At 64.5% G+C, this 14,356-nt stretch carries 14 protein-coding genes; 7 read left to right on the top strand and 7 right to left on the bottom strand.

The genetic code is table 11. From position 1 onward, the window contains the following. Positions 1-2: 2 nt before the first annotated feature. Positions 3-863, top strand: a complete 861-nt coding sequence (locus tag ABD791_RS15350; RefSeq protein WP_345068306.1) for an amidohydrolase family protein — start codon at positions 3-5, stop codon at positions 861-863. 189 nt (positions 864-1,052) lie between these two features. Here the strand turns inward: ABD791_RS15350 and ABD791_RS15345 are convergent, their stop codons facing one another. The 3 genes from ABD791_RS15345 to ABD791_RS15335 are packed head-to-tail and all read right to left on the bottom strand — an operon-like array spanning position 1,053 to position 4,405. Next, entirely contained in the window at positions 1,053-1,796 is a 744-nt protein-coding gene (locus ABD791_RS15345) for a class II aldolase/adducin family protein (protein WP_345068304.1), read from the bottom strand. 11 nt (positions 1,797-1,807) lie between these two features. Further along, the gene (locus ABD791_RS15340; RefSeq protein ID WP_345068302.1) at positions 1,808-3,289 is read right to left on the bottom strand and encodes an aldehyde dehydrogenase family protein; all 1,482 of its coding nucleotides are present in this window, start codon (positions 3,287-3,289) and stop codon (positions 1,808-1,810) included. Positions 3,290-3,325: 36 nt separating this feature from the next. Beyond that, complete coding sequence (locus tag ABD791_RS15335) at positions 3,326-4,405, bottom strand: iron-containing alcohol dehydrogenase family protein (RefSeq protein ID WP_345068300.1); 1,080 nt, start codon at positions 4,403-4,405, stop codon at positions 3,326-3,328. Positions 4,406-4,592: 187 nt separating this feature from the next. Between ABD791_RS15335 and ABD791_RS15330 the strand changes: the two genes are divergently transcribed. Beyond that, positions 4,593-5,534 (top strand): LysR family transcriptional regulator, encoded by a 942-nt coding sequence (locus ABD791_RS15330; protein WP_345068298.1) that lies wholly within the window; start codon positions 4,593-4,595, stop codon positions 5,532-5,534. On the opposite strand, the gene ABD791_RS15325 is transcribed toward ABD791_RS15330, so the two are convergent. Next, complete coding sequence (locus ABD791_RS15325) at positions 5,512-6,459, bottom strand: SMP-30/gluconolactonase/LRE family protein (RefSeq protein ID WP_345068296.1); 948 nt, start codon at positions 6,457-6,459, stop codon at positions 5,512-5,514. The two genes, ABD791_RS15330 and ABD791_RS15325, sit on opposite strands and share 23 nt — an antisense overlap. 286 nt (positions 6,460-6,745) lie before the next feature. Between ABD791_RS15325 and ABD791_RS15320 the strand changes: the two genes are divergently transcribed. Further along, a complete protein-coding gene (locus ABD791_RS15320) occupies positions 6,746-7,459 on the top strand; it encodes a flavin reductase family protein (RefSeq protein ID WP_345068294.1) in 714 nt (237 codons plus the stop codon). On the opposite strand, the gene ABD791_RS15315 is transcribed toward ABD791_RS15320, so the two are convergent. After that, on the bottom strand, positions 7,456-7,971 hold the full coding sequence (locus tag ABD791_RS15315) for a MarR family winged helix-turn-helix transcriptional regulator (protein WP_345068292.1): 516 nt from the start codon (positions 7,969-7,971) through the stop codon (positions 7,456-7,458). The two genes, ABD791_RS15320 and ABD791_RS15315, sit on opposite strands and share 4 nt — an antisense overlap. Before the next feature lie 148 nt (positions 7,972-8,119). Here ABD791_RS15315 and ABD791_RS15310 point away from each other — a divergent pair, with 148 nt between their 5' ends. Continuing rightward, positions 8,120-8,752 (top strand): TetR/AcrR family transcriptional regulator, encoded by a 633-nt coding sequence (locus ABD791_RS15310; RefSeq protein WP_345068290.1) that lies wholly within the window; start codon positions 8,120-8,122, stop codon positions 8,750-8,752. A 20-nt stretch (positions 8,753-8,772) separates the two neighbouring features. Further along, on the top strand, positions 8,773-9,510 hold the full coding sequence (locus ABD791_RS15305; protein WP_345068288.1) for an SDR family NAD(P)-dependent oxidoreductase: 738 nt from the start codon (positions 8,773-8,775) through the stop codon (positions 9,508-9,510). Between the two features lie 50 nt (positions 9,511-9,560). On the opposite strand, the gene ABD791_RS15300 is transcribed toward ABD791_RS15305, so the two are convergent. Beyond that, the gene (locus tag ABD791_RS15300; RefSeq protein ID WP_345068286.1) at positions 9,561-10,166 is read right to left on the bottom strand and encodes a TetR/AcrR family transcriptional regulator; all 606 of its coding nucleotides are present in this window, start codon (positions 10,164-10,166) and stop codon (positions 9,561-9,563) included. Between the two features lie 220 nt (positions 10,167-10,386). Between ABD791_RS15300 and ABD791_RS15295 the strand changes: the two genes are divergently transcribed. Both ABD791_RS15295 and ABD791_RS15290 read left to right on the top strand, forming a co-directional pair. Further along, a complete protein-coding gene (locus tag ABD791_RS15295) occupies positions 10,387-11,373 on the top strand; it encodes a PDR/VanB family oxidoreductase (RefSeq protein WP_345068284.1) in 987 nt (328 codons plus the stop codon). A 51-nt stretch (positions 11,374-11,424) separates the two neighbouring features. After that, complete coding sequence (locus ABD791_RS15290) at positions 11,425-12,705, top strand: cytochrome P450 (protein ID WP_345068282.1); 1,281 nt, start codon at positions 11,425-11,427, stop codon at positions 12,703-12,705. 339 nt (positions 12,706-13,044) lie between these two features. Here ABD791_RS15290 and ABD791_RS15285 read toward each other — a convergent pair whose 3' ends face one another. Further along, positions 13,045-14,340, bottom strand: a complete 1,296-nt coding sequence (locus tag ABD791_RS15285) for a substrate-binding domain-containing protein (RefSeq protein ID WP_345068280.1) — start codon at positions 14,338-14,340, stop codon at positions 13,045-13,047. Positions 14,341-14,356: the final 16 nt, after the last annotated feature.

Raw genomic sequence — 14,356 nt, 5'->3', positions numbered from 1 at the left:
CCATGCCTGTCATTGACGCACAGCTGCACGTCTTCGAACGCAACCGGCCGGAGCGGCCCTGGACCGGGGACGGCAGCCCGCTCGCTGAGGCGACAGGGCAGAGCACGGTCGACCTCTTGGATGCCGCCGGCGTCGATGCCGCGATCATCGTCTCCCCGTGGCTCAACTACCGCGCCGATCCCAGTTACGCAGTCGAGGTGGCAGCGAAGTTTGCGGGGCGATTCGCCGTGGTCGCTCCCGTCGACCCGGCCGATTCTGATCCGGCCGCGTTCGTGGCCGCCTGGGCCGAGGTCCCGTGGGCCGTCGGGCTGCGACTCATGCTGTGGTCGCCGCAGGAACGCACCCGCGTCGCCGACGGTGGTTACGACGCGCTCTTCACTGCTCTGGAAGAACGACGGATGCCGCTGTGTCTGGCCCTCGGGTCGGGCACGGCCGAGGCTCAGCTGATCGCGGAACGCCACCCGGGCATCCCCGTGATCATCGATCACCTCGGCATGCGCGGGGCACCGACGCCGCCGGCACCGGCCGATCCTTTCGCGGAGTTGCCCAGCATCCTTTCACTCGCGTCGCTGCCGAACGTGGCGGTGAAGGCGACCGGGGTGCCCGCGCTCTCCCACGAGCCCTTCCCCTACCGCGATGTGTTCGCACCGCTGCGGCGCGTGCTCGACTCGTTCGGACCGGAACGCACCCTGTGGGGGACAGATTGGACGCGCACGCATGCGTTCCTGGGCTATTCGGAGGGAGTCGACTACCTCGCCGAACTCGGCCTCAGTCCTTTCGAGAGCAGCATGCTTCGCGGCGGGGCGGCGTCAGCGACGTTCGGTCTCGACCGCGTGCTCGCCCTCGCGCGCGCCGCTGGTTGAGCTTGCAGAAACCAGCGAGGCCTACTGGATACATGACCATTTCGTTGATCGAGGAACGCGCGAGCTTGCGAGCACGTGTCTCGAGATCAGGCGAACCGATCTCTTGACCTGGGTTGCGATTGAGGATTGGCTCGCGAGATCTCGAGACGCGGCCTCCTCCGTCGGCTGCTCCTCGATCAACGAATTGGATTAGAGAGGGAGTCGCTCCACGACGGTCCGCGCTTCCATAGCAAGGGCGCTGCGCACGAGGTAGTTCCAGCCGGCCTGAATCTGGTTCGGCGGCCAGGCGAACTCCGCCAGGTCTGCGTCTGAAGCCCAGGACCGCACCTCACCCGCGCTGAGTGCCGCCAGCAGAGTCGTGGCCGCACGTTCGAGAAGCACGGCGCGCATGACGGCTGTCGGCACGTCTTCACCCGTCATCACAAAACCGTGCTGGGGAATGAGCACTCCCACGGCGTCGCCGAGCGCCTCGGCCAGGCGCTCACCCAGCTCCGGGGTACGGATGAGGTTGGCCGTCTCATCGAAGCGGGGCAACTCTGGATTACTGAAAATCATTCCCGCGTGGGTGAGCGGCCGCATGGGCACGTCGAGCGAGCACCACGCGTTGACCGCGTCACTGTGCGCATGCACGATTGACGTGACATCCGCCCTGGCCGCATAGACCCCGGTGTGGATCAAGTATTCGATATGGCGTGGCCCAGTGCCGACCAGCACCGTGCCATCCCAACCGATGAGCTGCACCGAATCGGGGGCGACCTCTTCGAAACCCAGCCCGGATTCCTTCATCCAGATGCCGCGATTGGCGTGGTCGCGCACGGAGACATGACCCCAGACGAGGTCAGAGAGTCCGCCGAAGGCGAGCGCCTTGCTCGCCTCACTGATCAAACGCGCCGCGGCCGAGTCGGTACCGGGCACCTGCAGAGATGTGGTCATTTCACTGTCCCTCAGTGTCCGGCGCGGGGAGCCTCTGTGCCGAAGAGCACAGAGACGTTTTTCGACTGGGTCCAGGAGAGCAGCTCCTCGTGGTTCTCCTCACGTCCGATCCCTGAGTTCTTGTAGCCGCCGAAGCCCGTGCCGAGGAAGTGGCGTGACGTCTCATTGATCCAGACGTAGCCGGCTTCGATATCGCGAGCGAAACGGTGAGCGGTGGCCAAGTCCTGAGTGAAAGCGCTCGCGGTCAGGCCGTACTGCACGCTGTTGGCGATGCGCAGCGCCTCGTCGTAGTCGTCGAACGGCATCGCGGCCAGCACCGGGCCGAAGATCTCTTCCTGCGCGAGACGACCGTATGGGTCGACGTTGTCGAAGAGCGTCGGACGGATGAAGAAGCCATCGGCCAGCGCCCCGTCGGTGACGCGGTAGCCGCCGGCAACGAGGTCCGCACCCTCTTCTTTGCCGATCTCGATGTAGCTCATCACCTTGTTGAACTGCTGCTCATTGACGATGGCACCGATGTCGGTGTCCGCGTCCTGCGGCAGACCGGAGCGGATGGCTTCCATCTTCTCTGCGAGGCCGTCGACGACCTGACGGTGGATGGAGCGGTGCACGATCAGACGCGACGTCGACCCACAGGACTGGCCCTGCCAGGTGAAGTTCATGCCGCGCAGCGCACCGGTGATGGCCTTATCCACATCTGCGTCAGGGAAGATCACGATGGGGTTCTTGCCGCCGAGCTCGAGGGTGACATGCTTGACGGCCACCTCGGCCGCACGGCGCTGGATCGCGCGACCGGTGCCGTCGGCCCCGATGAACGCCAAGCGCAGAACATCCGGGTGCGCGACGAGTGCATCGCCGGCTTCGTGACCGAGGCCGGTGATGATGTTGATGACCCCGGGAGGGAAGATTTCCTGGATGATGTCGGCCGCGGCGAGCGACGACAGCGAGGTGTGTTCTGAGGGCTTGGTGACGACGGTGTTACCTGCGGCCAGCGCACCGGCCATCTTGCCGACGGTGAAGAGCAGCGGGTGGTTGAAAGCGCTGATGCGGCCGACGACACCGTAGGGCTGACGCAGCGAATACATCAGGCGCTCATTGCCGGCCGGGATGGTACTGCCCTGAGCCTCGAGCACCAAGCCGGCGAAGTAACGCAGCTGGCCGGCCGCGACCTTACTGTCAAAGCGCATCTCGTGCAGCGGGCTTCCGTTGTCGAGGGAGTCAAGCTGGGCGAGGCGTTCGGAGTTCGCCTCGATCGCGTCGGCGAGACGGTCGAGGTAGCCGGCGCGCTGCAGCGGCTCCAGAGCGGCCCAGGCCGGAAATGCGCGCTTCGCTGCGTCAACGGCATCGTCGACATCGGCGGCGGACAGACGCGGGATCTGGGTGATGATCTCGCCGTTGGAGGGGTTCAAAACGTCGAGGGTGCGCCCATCGGAGGCACCGCGGCGTTCACCGCCGATCAGCGCGAGGTTGGAGATCTGAGTGGCGATGGTCATAGACACGATGGTCGTCCTTAGTGATAAATCGGTGGGTCAGCGGGTTGCTGCGGCCAGGTTGGCAAGCTCGCGGAGCTCGGCTGTGCTGGAATCCCGGCGATTGTTGCGGCGGAAAGGGCTGTCGACGGCGGCTGCATAGAATTCCAGAGCGGCGTCGGGGATGAGTTCTGCGGCGTCGAAGACGGTGGGGATGCCGGCCGCGGCGTAGAGATCAGGCAATGCGTCGATTTCTGCGATGACCTCCGCCGAGACAACTGAGCGGTTGAACCCGGCGACGATGGGCAGCAACACGCTGTTCTGGCGGCCATGCGCAACCCGAATCTTCGACGATCCGGAGAGCGCGTGAACAAGGCTGAGGCCGGCGTTGCCACAGGCGAAGTTCGCCATCGTGGATGCTTCAAGCAAGGCCTGCAGATCGGCCGGACGACGTTCGCTCAAGGCCAGTGGCAGCGTCTGGCGGATCGTACGGACGGCGGAGAGCGCCACCGTGTCCGTGAAGCGTGTTGCGCCATTGGCCCAGAGCGCCTCGAAGCCGTGGCTGAGGGCATCCGCGGCGGCGTCACGCATCGGAACGAGCGGAAGCCCGACGAGCAGCTCTCCGTCGAGAACCGCGATGTCGGGCTCATAGCCCCAACCGCGCATGCCGACGTTGTGGCTGCTCTCGGTGTCATAGAGCACGAAGGCGTTGGAGACCTCGCTGCCCGATCCCGCCGTGGTCGGCACCGCGATGAACGGCGCGGGGCGGTGCGGGGCCAGCCCGATACCCTCATATGCGGCGACGGGCGCGGGGTTGGTGAGGAGCAGGGCGACCGCCTTGCTCAGGCTGAGGGCACTCCCTCCGCCGATCCCGACGACGATGTCAGCGCCGGCCTCACGGGCGAGAACGGCAGCGGCTTCCGCCGCTGCGATGGTGGGGTCGATCTCGGCGAGGACGGTGACGGCGATTGCTCCGGCGAGCTGCTCTTCGAAACGGTCGAGCACCCCGACGCGCTTGAGCCCCGCATCCCCGATGAGGGCGATCCGACCGCCGCCGAGAGTGCGGACGTGGTCGCTGAGAGAGCCACTGGATCCGAGGCCCGAGTAGACCCGAGTGGGGTTGGTGTACAGCGCGCTCATCGAAAATCCCTTGGCTCTGGTTGAGGCATGTTCGGGCACTCCCCCGTCATCACGGGATCAGCGCCTTGGTCGACCCTCAGACTATGTAGCGCCGTCGGGCAGAGGGAAAGACGTAACCCGGACTGACTTATCATTGGAACGATATGAACGCCGCGAGTCAGTGTTCCCAGCCCGAATGGAGTGATCGATGGCGATCGAGATCAGACACCTGCGGCAATTCCTTGCCGTTTCCGAAGAACTTCACTTCACGCGCGCCGCTGAACGTCTCCATTTGGCCCAGCCAGCACTGAGCGCCCAGATCAAGAAACTCGAGGAAGAACTCGAGTTGCAGCTGCTGGTGCGGAGCACCAGGGCGGTCATGCTCACGCCGAGTGGTGAGGAATTCGCCGCCAAGGCGCGTATCGCAGTGGCCGCCTATGACGACGCGTTGGTCACGGCCGCGGAGCTGCGGGGTGGCGGAACCGGTCACGTCAGCGTGGGCATCAACCCGCGAATTCAGTCACGCGTTCGCATGGGAATCCTGCGGCGCCTCGGTGAATTGGCTCCGCAGCTGAGCCTCGACTTCGTCAGCGAGAGCAGTGTGAGGCTTGTCACGGCGGTCATCGAGGGACGCCTCGATGCGGCAGTGGTGATCGCCCCCACGCACACGGCGACGCTACGCTCAGTGCTCGTGCGCAACACTCCCCTGGTCGTCGCGCTCCCCTCCACGCATCCGCTGGCCGAGAGCCGCACCCTCACCCTGTGGGACCTGCGCGATGAGGAATGGATTCTGCCGAGCGCCAACGTCTTCGCCTCCAATCCGATGATGCAGAAACTTTGTCTTGAGGCGGGCTTCCGCATGAAGGTCTCGACAACGGCGACCAGCAACTATGACGAAGATTTCGTCGCGGTTCGAGAGGGAAATGGCATCGAGGTCGTGCCGGAGGATTTCGCGCCGGCCCGCAGCGACGCCGCTCTCGTCTTCATTCCCCTGGAGGGCCCGACACTCCCGATCTATATGATCGCTCAGTCTGACGGCCAGAGCCGGGCGCTCGGCGTCGTCTTCCGCGCGGTGGTCGACTCGACGTCCAGGGAGCCGGCAAGCGACGCGCTCACTGGTGCGAAGCTCACTGGTGCGAAAACGGGATAAGTCCGGGGGCGAGTGCTTCGAAGGTGAACAGGCCGATGCCGGTGGGTCCCCCTGCCAGGAGCACGCCGAGCGTGCCTCCTGGCTGGATGGCGACATGGGTCGTCCGTGGGTAGTCGCGTAGCGGGTTCTCCCCTGGGGTGATCACGGCGAGCGGGTTGGCTTCCCCGTCGAGCACCTCCACCCGGGCGCCGTCGTAGACGGCCTGATAGACGTTGTCGGCCGAGTCGATCGTGATGGAGTCGAGCAGCCCGCCGGTGAAGTAGCCGTAGACACGGGTGTCGGGTACTGCTCGTCCGTCGAGTTGGATGCCGAGGAGCCGGTTAGTGACGTGCTCGCTGATCCAGAGGCGGTCCTGTTTCACCGAGAGACCGATACCGTTCGGCATGGCGACCCCACCGATCAGCAGTGATTGACTGCCGTCCGGGTCGACCCGAATGACGCGACCGGTCGGATTCAGCGCTGTGCCCTGAAAATCGTTGTAGTACATGGTGCCGTCGGCGGCAAAGATCAGATCGTCCGGAATGATCGCCGTGCCCTCGAATTCGCCGATGAAGGTGCGCAGGTTGCTGCCGTCGGCGTTCGCGACGGCAATGCGGCCGCCACCGTGTGAACCGCCGCGAAAGTCCGCGAGAAAGATCCGGCCGTCCCTGTGCAGAACGAGGGAAGCCAGCGCGATGCTGTCATCGGCGATGATGCGTTCGATGGCATTCGTCTGGGGGTCCCAGCGAAAGACCTTGTAGCCGTCGGCGTCGGGGAAGGCGCTAATGAAGAAAACCTTGCCGTCTCGGTCGAAGGCGGGGCCTTCCGGGATCGGGGTGATGCCGCCCGGGGTATCGGTACCGACGAGTCGCTCATGGACCGCGGTGGCCACGATGTGACGGATGGTTCGGCCGTGGCGGCCGGGGGCCTCCGTGCTGGTCGGCATTGACACTCCTTCTGACGGGTCGTCGAGCGCTGGGGCTCTCGTGTCGTTCACTGTAGCGGTGCGGCCGGCGGGGCATTCGCCGCGACTGAGAGCGATCCAGGTCAATTGATACGGCCCCCACGATGAGCGCAGGTCTCATAACCGCGCATGTATGAGTCGGCCACCTTCGGTCTTTCCGCCCGCGGCACTGCCCGCTCTAGGCTTCCTAGATGGATCGTCAGAGGCATGCGCCCCGCGCCCTGATGCTTGTGACGAGCCGACGATACCCCCACGCAAAGGAGCTCCCATGAATGTAGAGAAGGTTGATGTCCGACCCGAGAATTGGGACTGCATCATTGCGCCCACCTCGCTGTTGGCGATCATCACCACGGTCGACGCCGACGGAAACGTCAACGCCGCATCGTATGGGTCGACAGTGCGTGTCTGCCACGACCCAGTGCAACTCTCGTTCACCTGCACCCAGGGCAGCGACACCCACGCAAACATCCTCGCCACGGGTGAGTTCACTATCAACCTGGTGCCTTTCGACCGCGAACTGCTCGAAAAGGTACTCATCATCGGCCTGCCGTGGAAGCGCGGCATCAACGAGCTGGAGAAGGTCGGCCTGACGACGGTGCCGTCGAAGACCATCGCCCCACCCCGCATCAAGGAGTGTTACGCCCACTTCGAGATGAAGGTCGACTGGACCCACTCCTGGATTCACCGGATGACCGTCACCGGAATGACCCAAGCGGTCTCGGCGAACGCCAACGTCATCGACGAGAACCAGATGATCATCTGGGATCAGGCAAAGCCGGCGCACTTCTGCGGTGGTCGCTACATGGACCAGTTCGTGCCAGCCAACGACCCGATGAAGGTCGAATGGGACTACCGCCCGCTTGAGTTGGCCGGCGTCAGCCAGTCTGACTTCCGCGGCTTCGATGAGGGTGTCGAGGACCCGGTACTCACGCCTGTCGACGACTGGCGTGACATGATGCGCAGCTCACCGCGCACGTTCTAGCGAACGCTCGATCCGCCGCCGGGAGATCCGGCGGCGGTCGCACCCTCGGCATGAGATTCGCGGAGTTTCTCACCATGGGTGACGATTCGAGCGAGGAGCGAGGTGAGCTGGCGCTGCTCCCCACCATCCAGGCATTCGACCATCCGTTCGGTCATGGCGGATGCCTTCACCAGAGTCTCATCGAAGACGCGCTGCCCCTCGATGGTCAGGCTGAGGAGCTTGCGGCGACGGTCCTTCGGGTCACGATCGATCTCGACCCAGCCGGCGCCGACGAGTCGGTGAATGACCGTGCCCGCCGTCGACGTGTCAAGGCCGGACTCCCTCGACAGCGTGATCTGGTCGCAGAGGGGGTTCGCGGCGACGACGGTGAGTGCAGAAAACTGGCTGGGCGTGACGTCCTTGGACACCATGCTCGTCCAGAGATAGCTGTGCACCTGCTGGGCTCTGCGGATGAGGTGCCCGGGCCGGTTGTGCATCTCGGCCTCGGCCGGAGTGGGGATCGAATCGGTCACGCGTTGAGTGTAGCGAGTGCTGTGCGCTCCCTCGACCATCGCTCGCCCGGCTTTTTTAACAGACCGTAGACAGACATCCACCGCACGAACCATTTACGATACGTTGGCGTATAGATTTGTGCGAGTGGCAATGATCAAGGAGGCTGACGTGGCAACGAAGCGCGATCAAACCGAGCGCGGCACGAGTTCCACCGCCTCTCGCGGACGACCCCGCGACCCGGGGGTCGACCTCCTCATCCATCGGGCTGCGCTCGAACTTCTCGGCGAGGTGGGCTATGACCACACCAGCATCGAGGGCGTCGCCGCACGCTCCGGCGTGGCCAAAGCCTCCATCTACCGTCGGTGGCCCGGCAAACCTGAGCTCATCCTCGACGCGGTGCGTGCACAGGAAACCGTGGTCAAAGCGCTCCCGGAAGACACCGGCACCTTGCGCGGTGATCTGCTCGCCGCCATCCCCAGCTTTCTGGTCTTCAGCTCGTTCGAAAGCAGTCAGGCCCCCATCATCGTGGGCCTTATTCAAGCCATGCGAAAGAACCCCGATCTGGTCGCCTATATGCGCGGCCGATTCATCTCCTCGATCAACCACAGCAGCGAGATCATCGTCGAGCGCGCCATCGCCCGCGGCGAGGTGCCTGCGGCGGCTCGCGACATCCGCCTGTTCCACGACATCGCGCCATCGCTCGCTATGGCCCGGATGCTTCTGACTTATGACCCGATCGACGAGCAATTCGAAGTAGAACTCGTCGACACCATCCTCATCCCACTTTTGAAAAGCGCCTGACCGCGCGGAAAGGTTCACTTGTGAACTCACGATTCGACGGCAAAGTAGCCATCGTGACCGGGGCCGGTTCCGGAATCGGCAAAGCCATCGCCTGGCGCCTCGCGCAAGAGGGTGCTCGCGTCGTCGCTGCCGACATCAGCGGGTCAGAGGCGGAGACCGCTGCCGCCTTTCCCCACGCGATCGTCCCCTTGCACTGCGATGTCTCGAGACCAGAAGACATCGACGCCCTCTTGAGCTTCACCGAGGAGCGGTTCGGCCGACTCGACGTGCTGTACAACAACGCCGGCATCACCGGCGCCGCGCTGCGGGCGCACGAATACGAGCTAGAAGAGTGGGACCGGGTGATGGACATCAATGTGCGCGGCGCGTTTCTCGCCATGCGCGGCGCCATCAGGCTGATGCTGCGAAACGGCGGCGGCAACATCGTCAACACCGCCTCGGTTGCGTCGCTGATCTCTGCTCCCGGATCCTTTGCCTACCCGCCGTCCAAGGGGGCGGTGATCATGATGACCCGGCAGGCCGCCATGGAGTACGCGCGGGAGGGCATCAGGGTCAACGCGATCTGCCCCGGTCTCATCCGCACACCCATCCTCGACGGAGCGCCCGTCGGCCACGACGTGCTCGCGCAGCAAGTGCCGATGGGGCGACTCGGCGAGCCTGAAGAAGTTGCCTCCCTCGCCGCCTTCCTCGGCAGCGACGAGGCCGCGTTCATCACCGGGCAAGGATTCTTCATCGACGGCGGACAGACGTCGGTCTAGCCCAGACCTCGTCTCTGACGGGCGCCCGGCGGCAGTTGTCGCCCGGCGCCTCAGTCGTCTTCGGGAGCGCTGGCGAGGGCGATCGCCGCCGTCGCCAGCTGGCGGAAGACCAGGTCGTGCACGAGCACTCCTGGTTCGATGCGACGCCCGATTGCCGAGCCCTCGAGCACCGCCAGGCAGAACGACGAGATCTCGACCGGATCGTGAGAGCTGTGGACCGCTTCAACCATCGCTGAAATGGACTCATCCAAATAGTGTCGCCCGCCTTCGCGCACACGCCGGATTGAGTCGATCGTCTCGTCGCTGATGTCAGCCGGTTCCATGGACAGCGTCACCAGGATGCGAAAGAACTTCGGGTCTTCGTGAATTGCGGATCCGACTGCTTCCATGAAGGAGCGGAATCGCAGCACCACGTCCTCGCCCGGAAAGTCGTCCCAACGCGGGAGCTCGGTGAAGAATCGCTCCGACTCACGTTTAACCACTGCCGCGAGTACTCCGTCTTTGCTGCCGAAGTGGTGGTAGACCGAGCTGACGAGCAGCCCCGACCGCTTGCAGAGGGCGGAGATCGTGGTGCCGGAGTAACCGCGCTCGAAAATGAGCCCGACGGCCGCATCGAGGATTTTCTCCCGGGATTCGGCGCCCTGCTTTTGCTTCATTGTCATCACAGTGGACACGACACCCATCCTGTCAGGCGTCACATTTCGGTCAAGCACCGTTCCGAGCGGGTTTGTTATGAATCGCAGTCCCTTACGTCTTGCCGTCGGTTGTTCTATATGAAATGCTCGCTACACACAAAGACGTGGCTTCCAACCAGGAATCGGAAAACTTCGAGTACACGGGACGAGCCAGACACAGATCCTGAAGGAGATGTTGGCGATGACCAATCTCACTACCGAAGTCACCACCGCCACGGGGAGTCACTCTGAGGTGAGCTTCATGTTGGCCATCACCTTAATCGACACTGTCGCTGACGGCGTGCGGGCGCTGACCCTCACCAGTGCCGATGGTGCGGCTCTGCCCGCCTGGACACCGGGCTCGCACATCGACATCACCGTCGGCGGTCTCACCCGGCAGTACTCGCTCTGCTCCAACCCCGATGACGACTCCAGCTGGCGCATCGCCGTTCTGCGGGAGCCGCAGAGCCGTGGCGGCTCCGAGTTCGTGCACAGCGCCCTGTCGGTCGGCGACACCGTTGCTGTGACCGGACCGCGCAACCACTTCACGCTCCAGCCGGCCGAGCGCTACATCTTCATCGCCGGCGGCATCGGCATCACCCCGCTGATTCCGATGGTCGCAGAGGCACAGCGCTCCGGCGCCGAGTACACCCTGGTCTACGGCGGCCGTCAGCGCGCGTCGATGGCCTTTCTCGAGGAGCTTTCCGCTCACGGCGAGCGCCTCGTCGTTTGGCCCGAAGATGAGAAGGGTCGGATCGATCTCGCCGGTCTGCTCGGCGAGTCCCAGGCCGACACTCTCATTTACACCTGCGGCCCCGCGCCTCTCCTGAACGCTGTCGAAGAGCGCAGCGCACACTGGCCGACCGGCGCAGTGCACATGGAACGCTTTGCCCCGAAGAAGTTCGAACAGGCGGCCTCCCTCGACGAGTTCGAGGTCGAGTTGGAAGCGAGTGGGCTGACGCTCACGGTCGGCCCTGGCGTCAGCATCCTCCAGGCGGCCCGCGACGCCGGCGTCGACGTTTTCACCTCCTGCGAAGAGGGCACCTGCGGCTCCTGCGAGACTGCCATCATCTCGGGAGAAGCCGACCACCGTGACTCGGTGCTGAGCCCCGCTGAACAGGCTGAAAACACCTGCATGATGATCTGTGTCTCGCGCTCAAAATGCGCCAAGCTCGTGCTGGATCTCTAGCGCTCACTCTTCATTCACCACCCGAATCACACCAAGCCAACGGAGGTCTACGTGCCCATTCCCGCCCCCACTCTGCTCGAGGTCAGCACCGATGAACTCGCGGCCTGGCCGCCGCCGCCCGATACACGCAAGCAGCCGGCCTCCTACTTCAACACGCTGCGCGAGGAGGCGGGCATCTATCGTTTCGCCGAGCCGCACCCGAACGGTCGCCCCATCTATCTGGCCACCAGCTGGAAAGCCGTCTCGCACATCCTGAGCCACATCGACGAGTTCGACTCCAACCTCTCTCATGTGCTTCCCGACATGGCCGCGCTCCTGAACCTGCCGTACCCAGAGGTTCCCACTCGCTACCGCCCGGAAGGGATTGCCTTCACCGAAGGCGAGGATCACGACGTCAAGCGCGCCTGGGCCAACAAGCTCTTCACCCCCGAGCGGATGGCCAGCTATCCCGCGGTGATCGCCGAAGTGGCCGACCGTCTCATCGACGGTTTCATCGACGCCGGCACCGCGAACATGAGCGACGCCTTCGCCGAGGCTATCCCGCTCGAAGTGCTCACCATCATCATGGGCATGCCACGCGAGGATGCCGCCGACGTGAAGCGCTGGACAGACATCGTGACCCGACTGAGCATGACCGCACCCACCGCCGAGGAGATCGCGCGCACGGAGAAGGCGCTCGACGAGAGCTCAGACTACGTTCTCGAACAGTGCCGCATGCGGTTGGAGAACCCGACGGACGATTACCTCAGTGAAGTTATCCACGACCAGATCGCCCGTGACGGCGAGTTCGACCAGAACGCCATGGTCGTGCACGTGCGCTCGATGTTCCTCGCGGCGTACCACACCACTGCCGCGATGGTGGCTGCGCTGATCGTGCACCTCACCCAAATGCCCGAGCTGCAGGAAAGCCTGCGCGAGGACTCGGGCAAGTTCCGCAAGGTCATCGAAGAATCCGTGCGCATGGAGGGTCCACTCCAGTGGCACCCTCGCAGCTGTGTCAAGGACACCGTCGTCGACGGCATCGAGGTGCCGGCCGGCGCAATCGTCTTCACTTCGTTCGGGGCAGGAAGCCACGATCCCGAGAAGTTCGAGAACCCATATGAGTTCGATGCCGGCCGTCGCAACGTGATGCACCACTTGAGCTTCGGCTCCGGCGAACACCGCTGCCCCGGCGCTCCCCTGGCCCGGCTTTACGCCCAGGTCGGCCTCGAACGCCTCCTGGCCCGCACGAAGAACCTCGTGCTCGATGAGGAAGCCAGCGACCTGACCCCGTTGCCCGGCTTCAACTTCCGCATTCCGAGCCGAGTCGTCGTCACCTTCGACAAAGCCTGAATCGCACAATGCGTGAGGGGGCGGGGTCCAACAGGACCCCGCCCCCTCACGCGTTTCACCATGACGGTGGAACCCAGGACGGCCCACACGGAGCGAGACCACCATCGAGGCCGCGGCGAGCTTGACCGTTTCGGACGAGTTTGACCGGCGCACCGGGGCACCTCGACCGCACCTGTCAAAGTCGGCGGGACCGGCAAGCCGATCCTTGGGTCGGGGTTCCGTTGTCCGGCTGGCCGACGGATGTCTCACCAAGCCCAACCACCGGCGACTCAGCCTGCGGTGCATGACAAAACGCCCCTGGCCGCACAGGCCAGGGGCGTTTCACGGTGACGAGTACGTCTATTTCTCGGGGCTACCGCTGATGGCGAAGAATTCGTCGAGCGCCTCCGGGGTCACGTACGGTGCTCCCTCGCCCATTGGGGCGTCTGAGTTCTGGTCTGCACCTTCCACAACGAAGTCCGCAACATTGTCGCTCGTGATCAGCGTCGGGATCAGCGGCATGTAGTTTGCCTTCGGGCCTTTTCCGGCGAGGGTGCGAATGAGCACGTCCCACGCGGCGTCAGCCTGCTGTGCCGGGCTTCCGGCCACCCCGGCCGGCGAGTAGCTCGCCTTGTTCTCGTTCCAGTACGCCAATGCGCCGGCACTGGCACCGTTCATGCCCACCAGCGGCACATCGCGGCCGACCTGTTCGAAGGCGTTGATGACGCCGGTCGCCATGCCGCCCATCTGGAGCACGGCGTCGATCTTGCCAGGGTACGACGCGAGGAAGTTCTGCACCGCGGTCTTGGCTGTCCCGTTGGTGAACATGGCGGGGATCTCAGCAACGACCTCGATGTCGGGGCACACCGACAGCGCCGCCTTCACACCGTTGGCGCCCTGCACCTGCGGGTCGATACCCTCGATTCCGTTGACGATCAGAACCTTGCCCTTGCCGCCCAGCTGGCCGAGCACACCGGCCGCAGCGGAACCGGCATCCTGGAAGAAGGAGACTCCAGATGCGACCGCGTACGAACTCGAGATCGGCGTGAACGACGAGGTGACAATGCCGGCCGCACCGGCATCGTCAACCGCCGTCGCCATGGCGACCGGCGCAAACGCCTGGAGCAGGATTCCGTCCACACCGCTGCTCACGAGCGACTGGTAACCCTGCAGCTGCTGAGCGGGCGACATCGACGACGGGTCCGGCATCAGGTTGATCTGAAAGTCACCCGTGACGAGGCCGGCGGCCTTGGCCTCGTCGAATCGCTTCTGAAGCTGGTCGAGGTAGCCCTGGTTGATGGCGCCGGTGATAGGCAGCGCGCTGTAACCAATGGTCCAGGGGCCTTTGTTCTCGGGGGTGTCAGCCCAGGCACTCTTGCTGAGGGTGAAGTCGATGCCTTCGAGTGCCTTCGCTGCCGGGGCGGCGATGTTCGCGAGAACGCCATCCGGATCGGCCGGCATACCACCGGGGAGCGAGCCGCAGCCCGAGTCCGCCAGTGTGGCTGCTGCAACGGCGCTGCCGCCGCCGGTCGAGCCGGTCGGCGTGTCGGTGGCTGCGCTACAGCCAACGAGCGAGGTGCCGATAAAGAGGGCGGCGAGGGCGATAACGGGGGCGCGTTTCACCATTCGTCGTGTCGAGATGCTGTTGATTGCCATGTGGGGTTACCCATTC

Origin of the sequence: Glaciibacter kafniensis (genome assembly GCF_039538945.1) — a bacterium.
Taxonomy (GTDB): Bacteria; Actinomycetota; Actinomycetes; order Actinomycetales; family Microbacteriaceae; genus Cryobacterium; species Cryobacterium kafniensis.
Note: the sequence above shows the minus strand (reverse complement) of the source record. Positions and strands in the feature narration are given on the sequence as shown.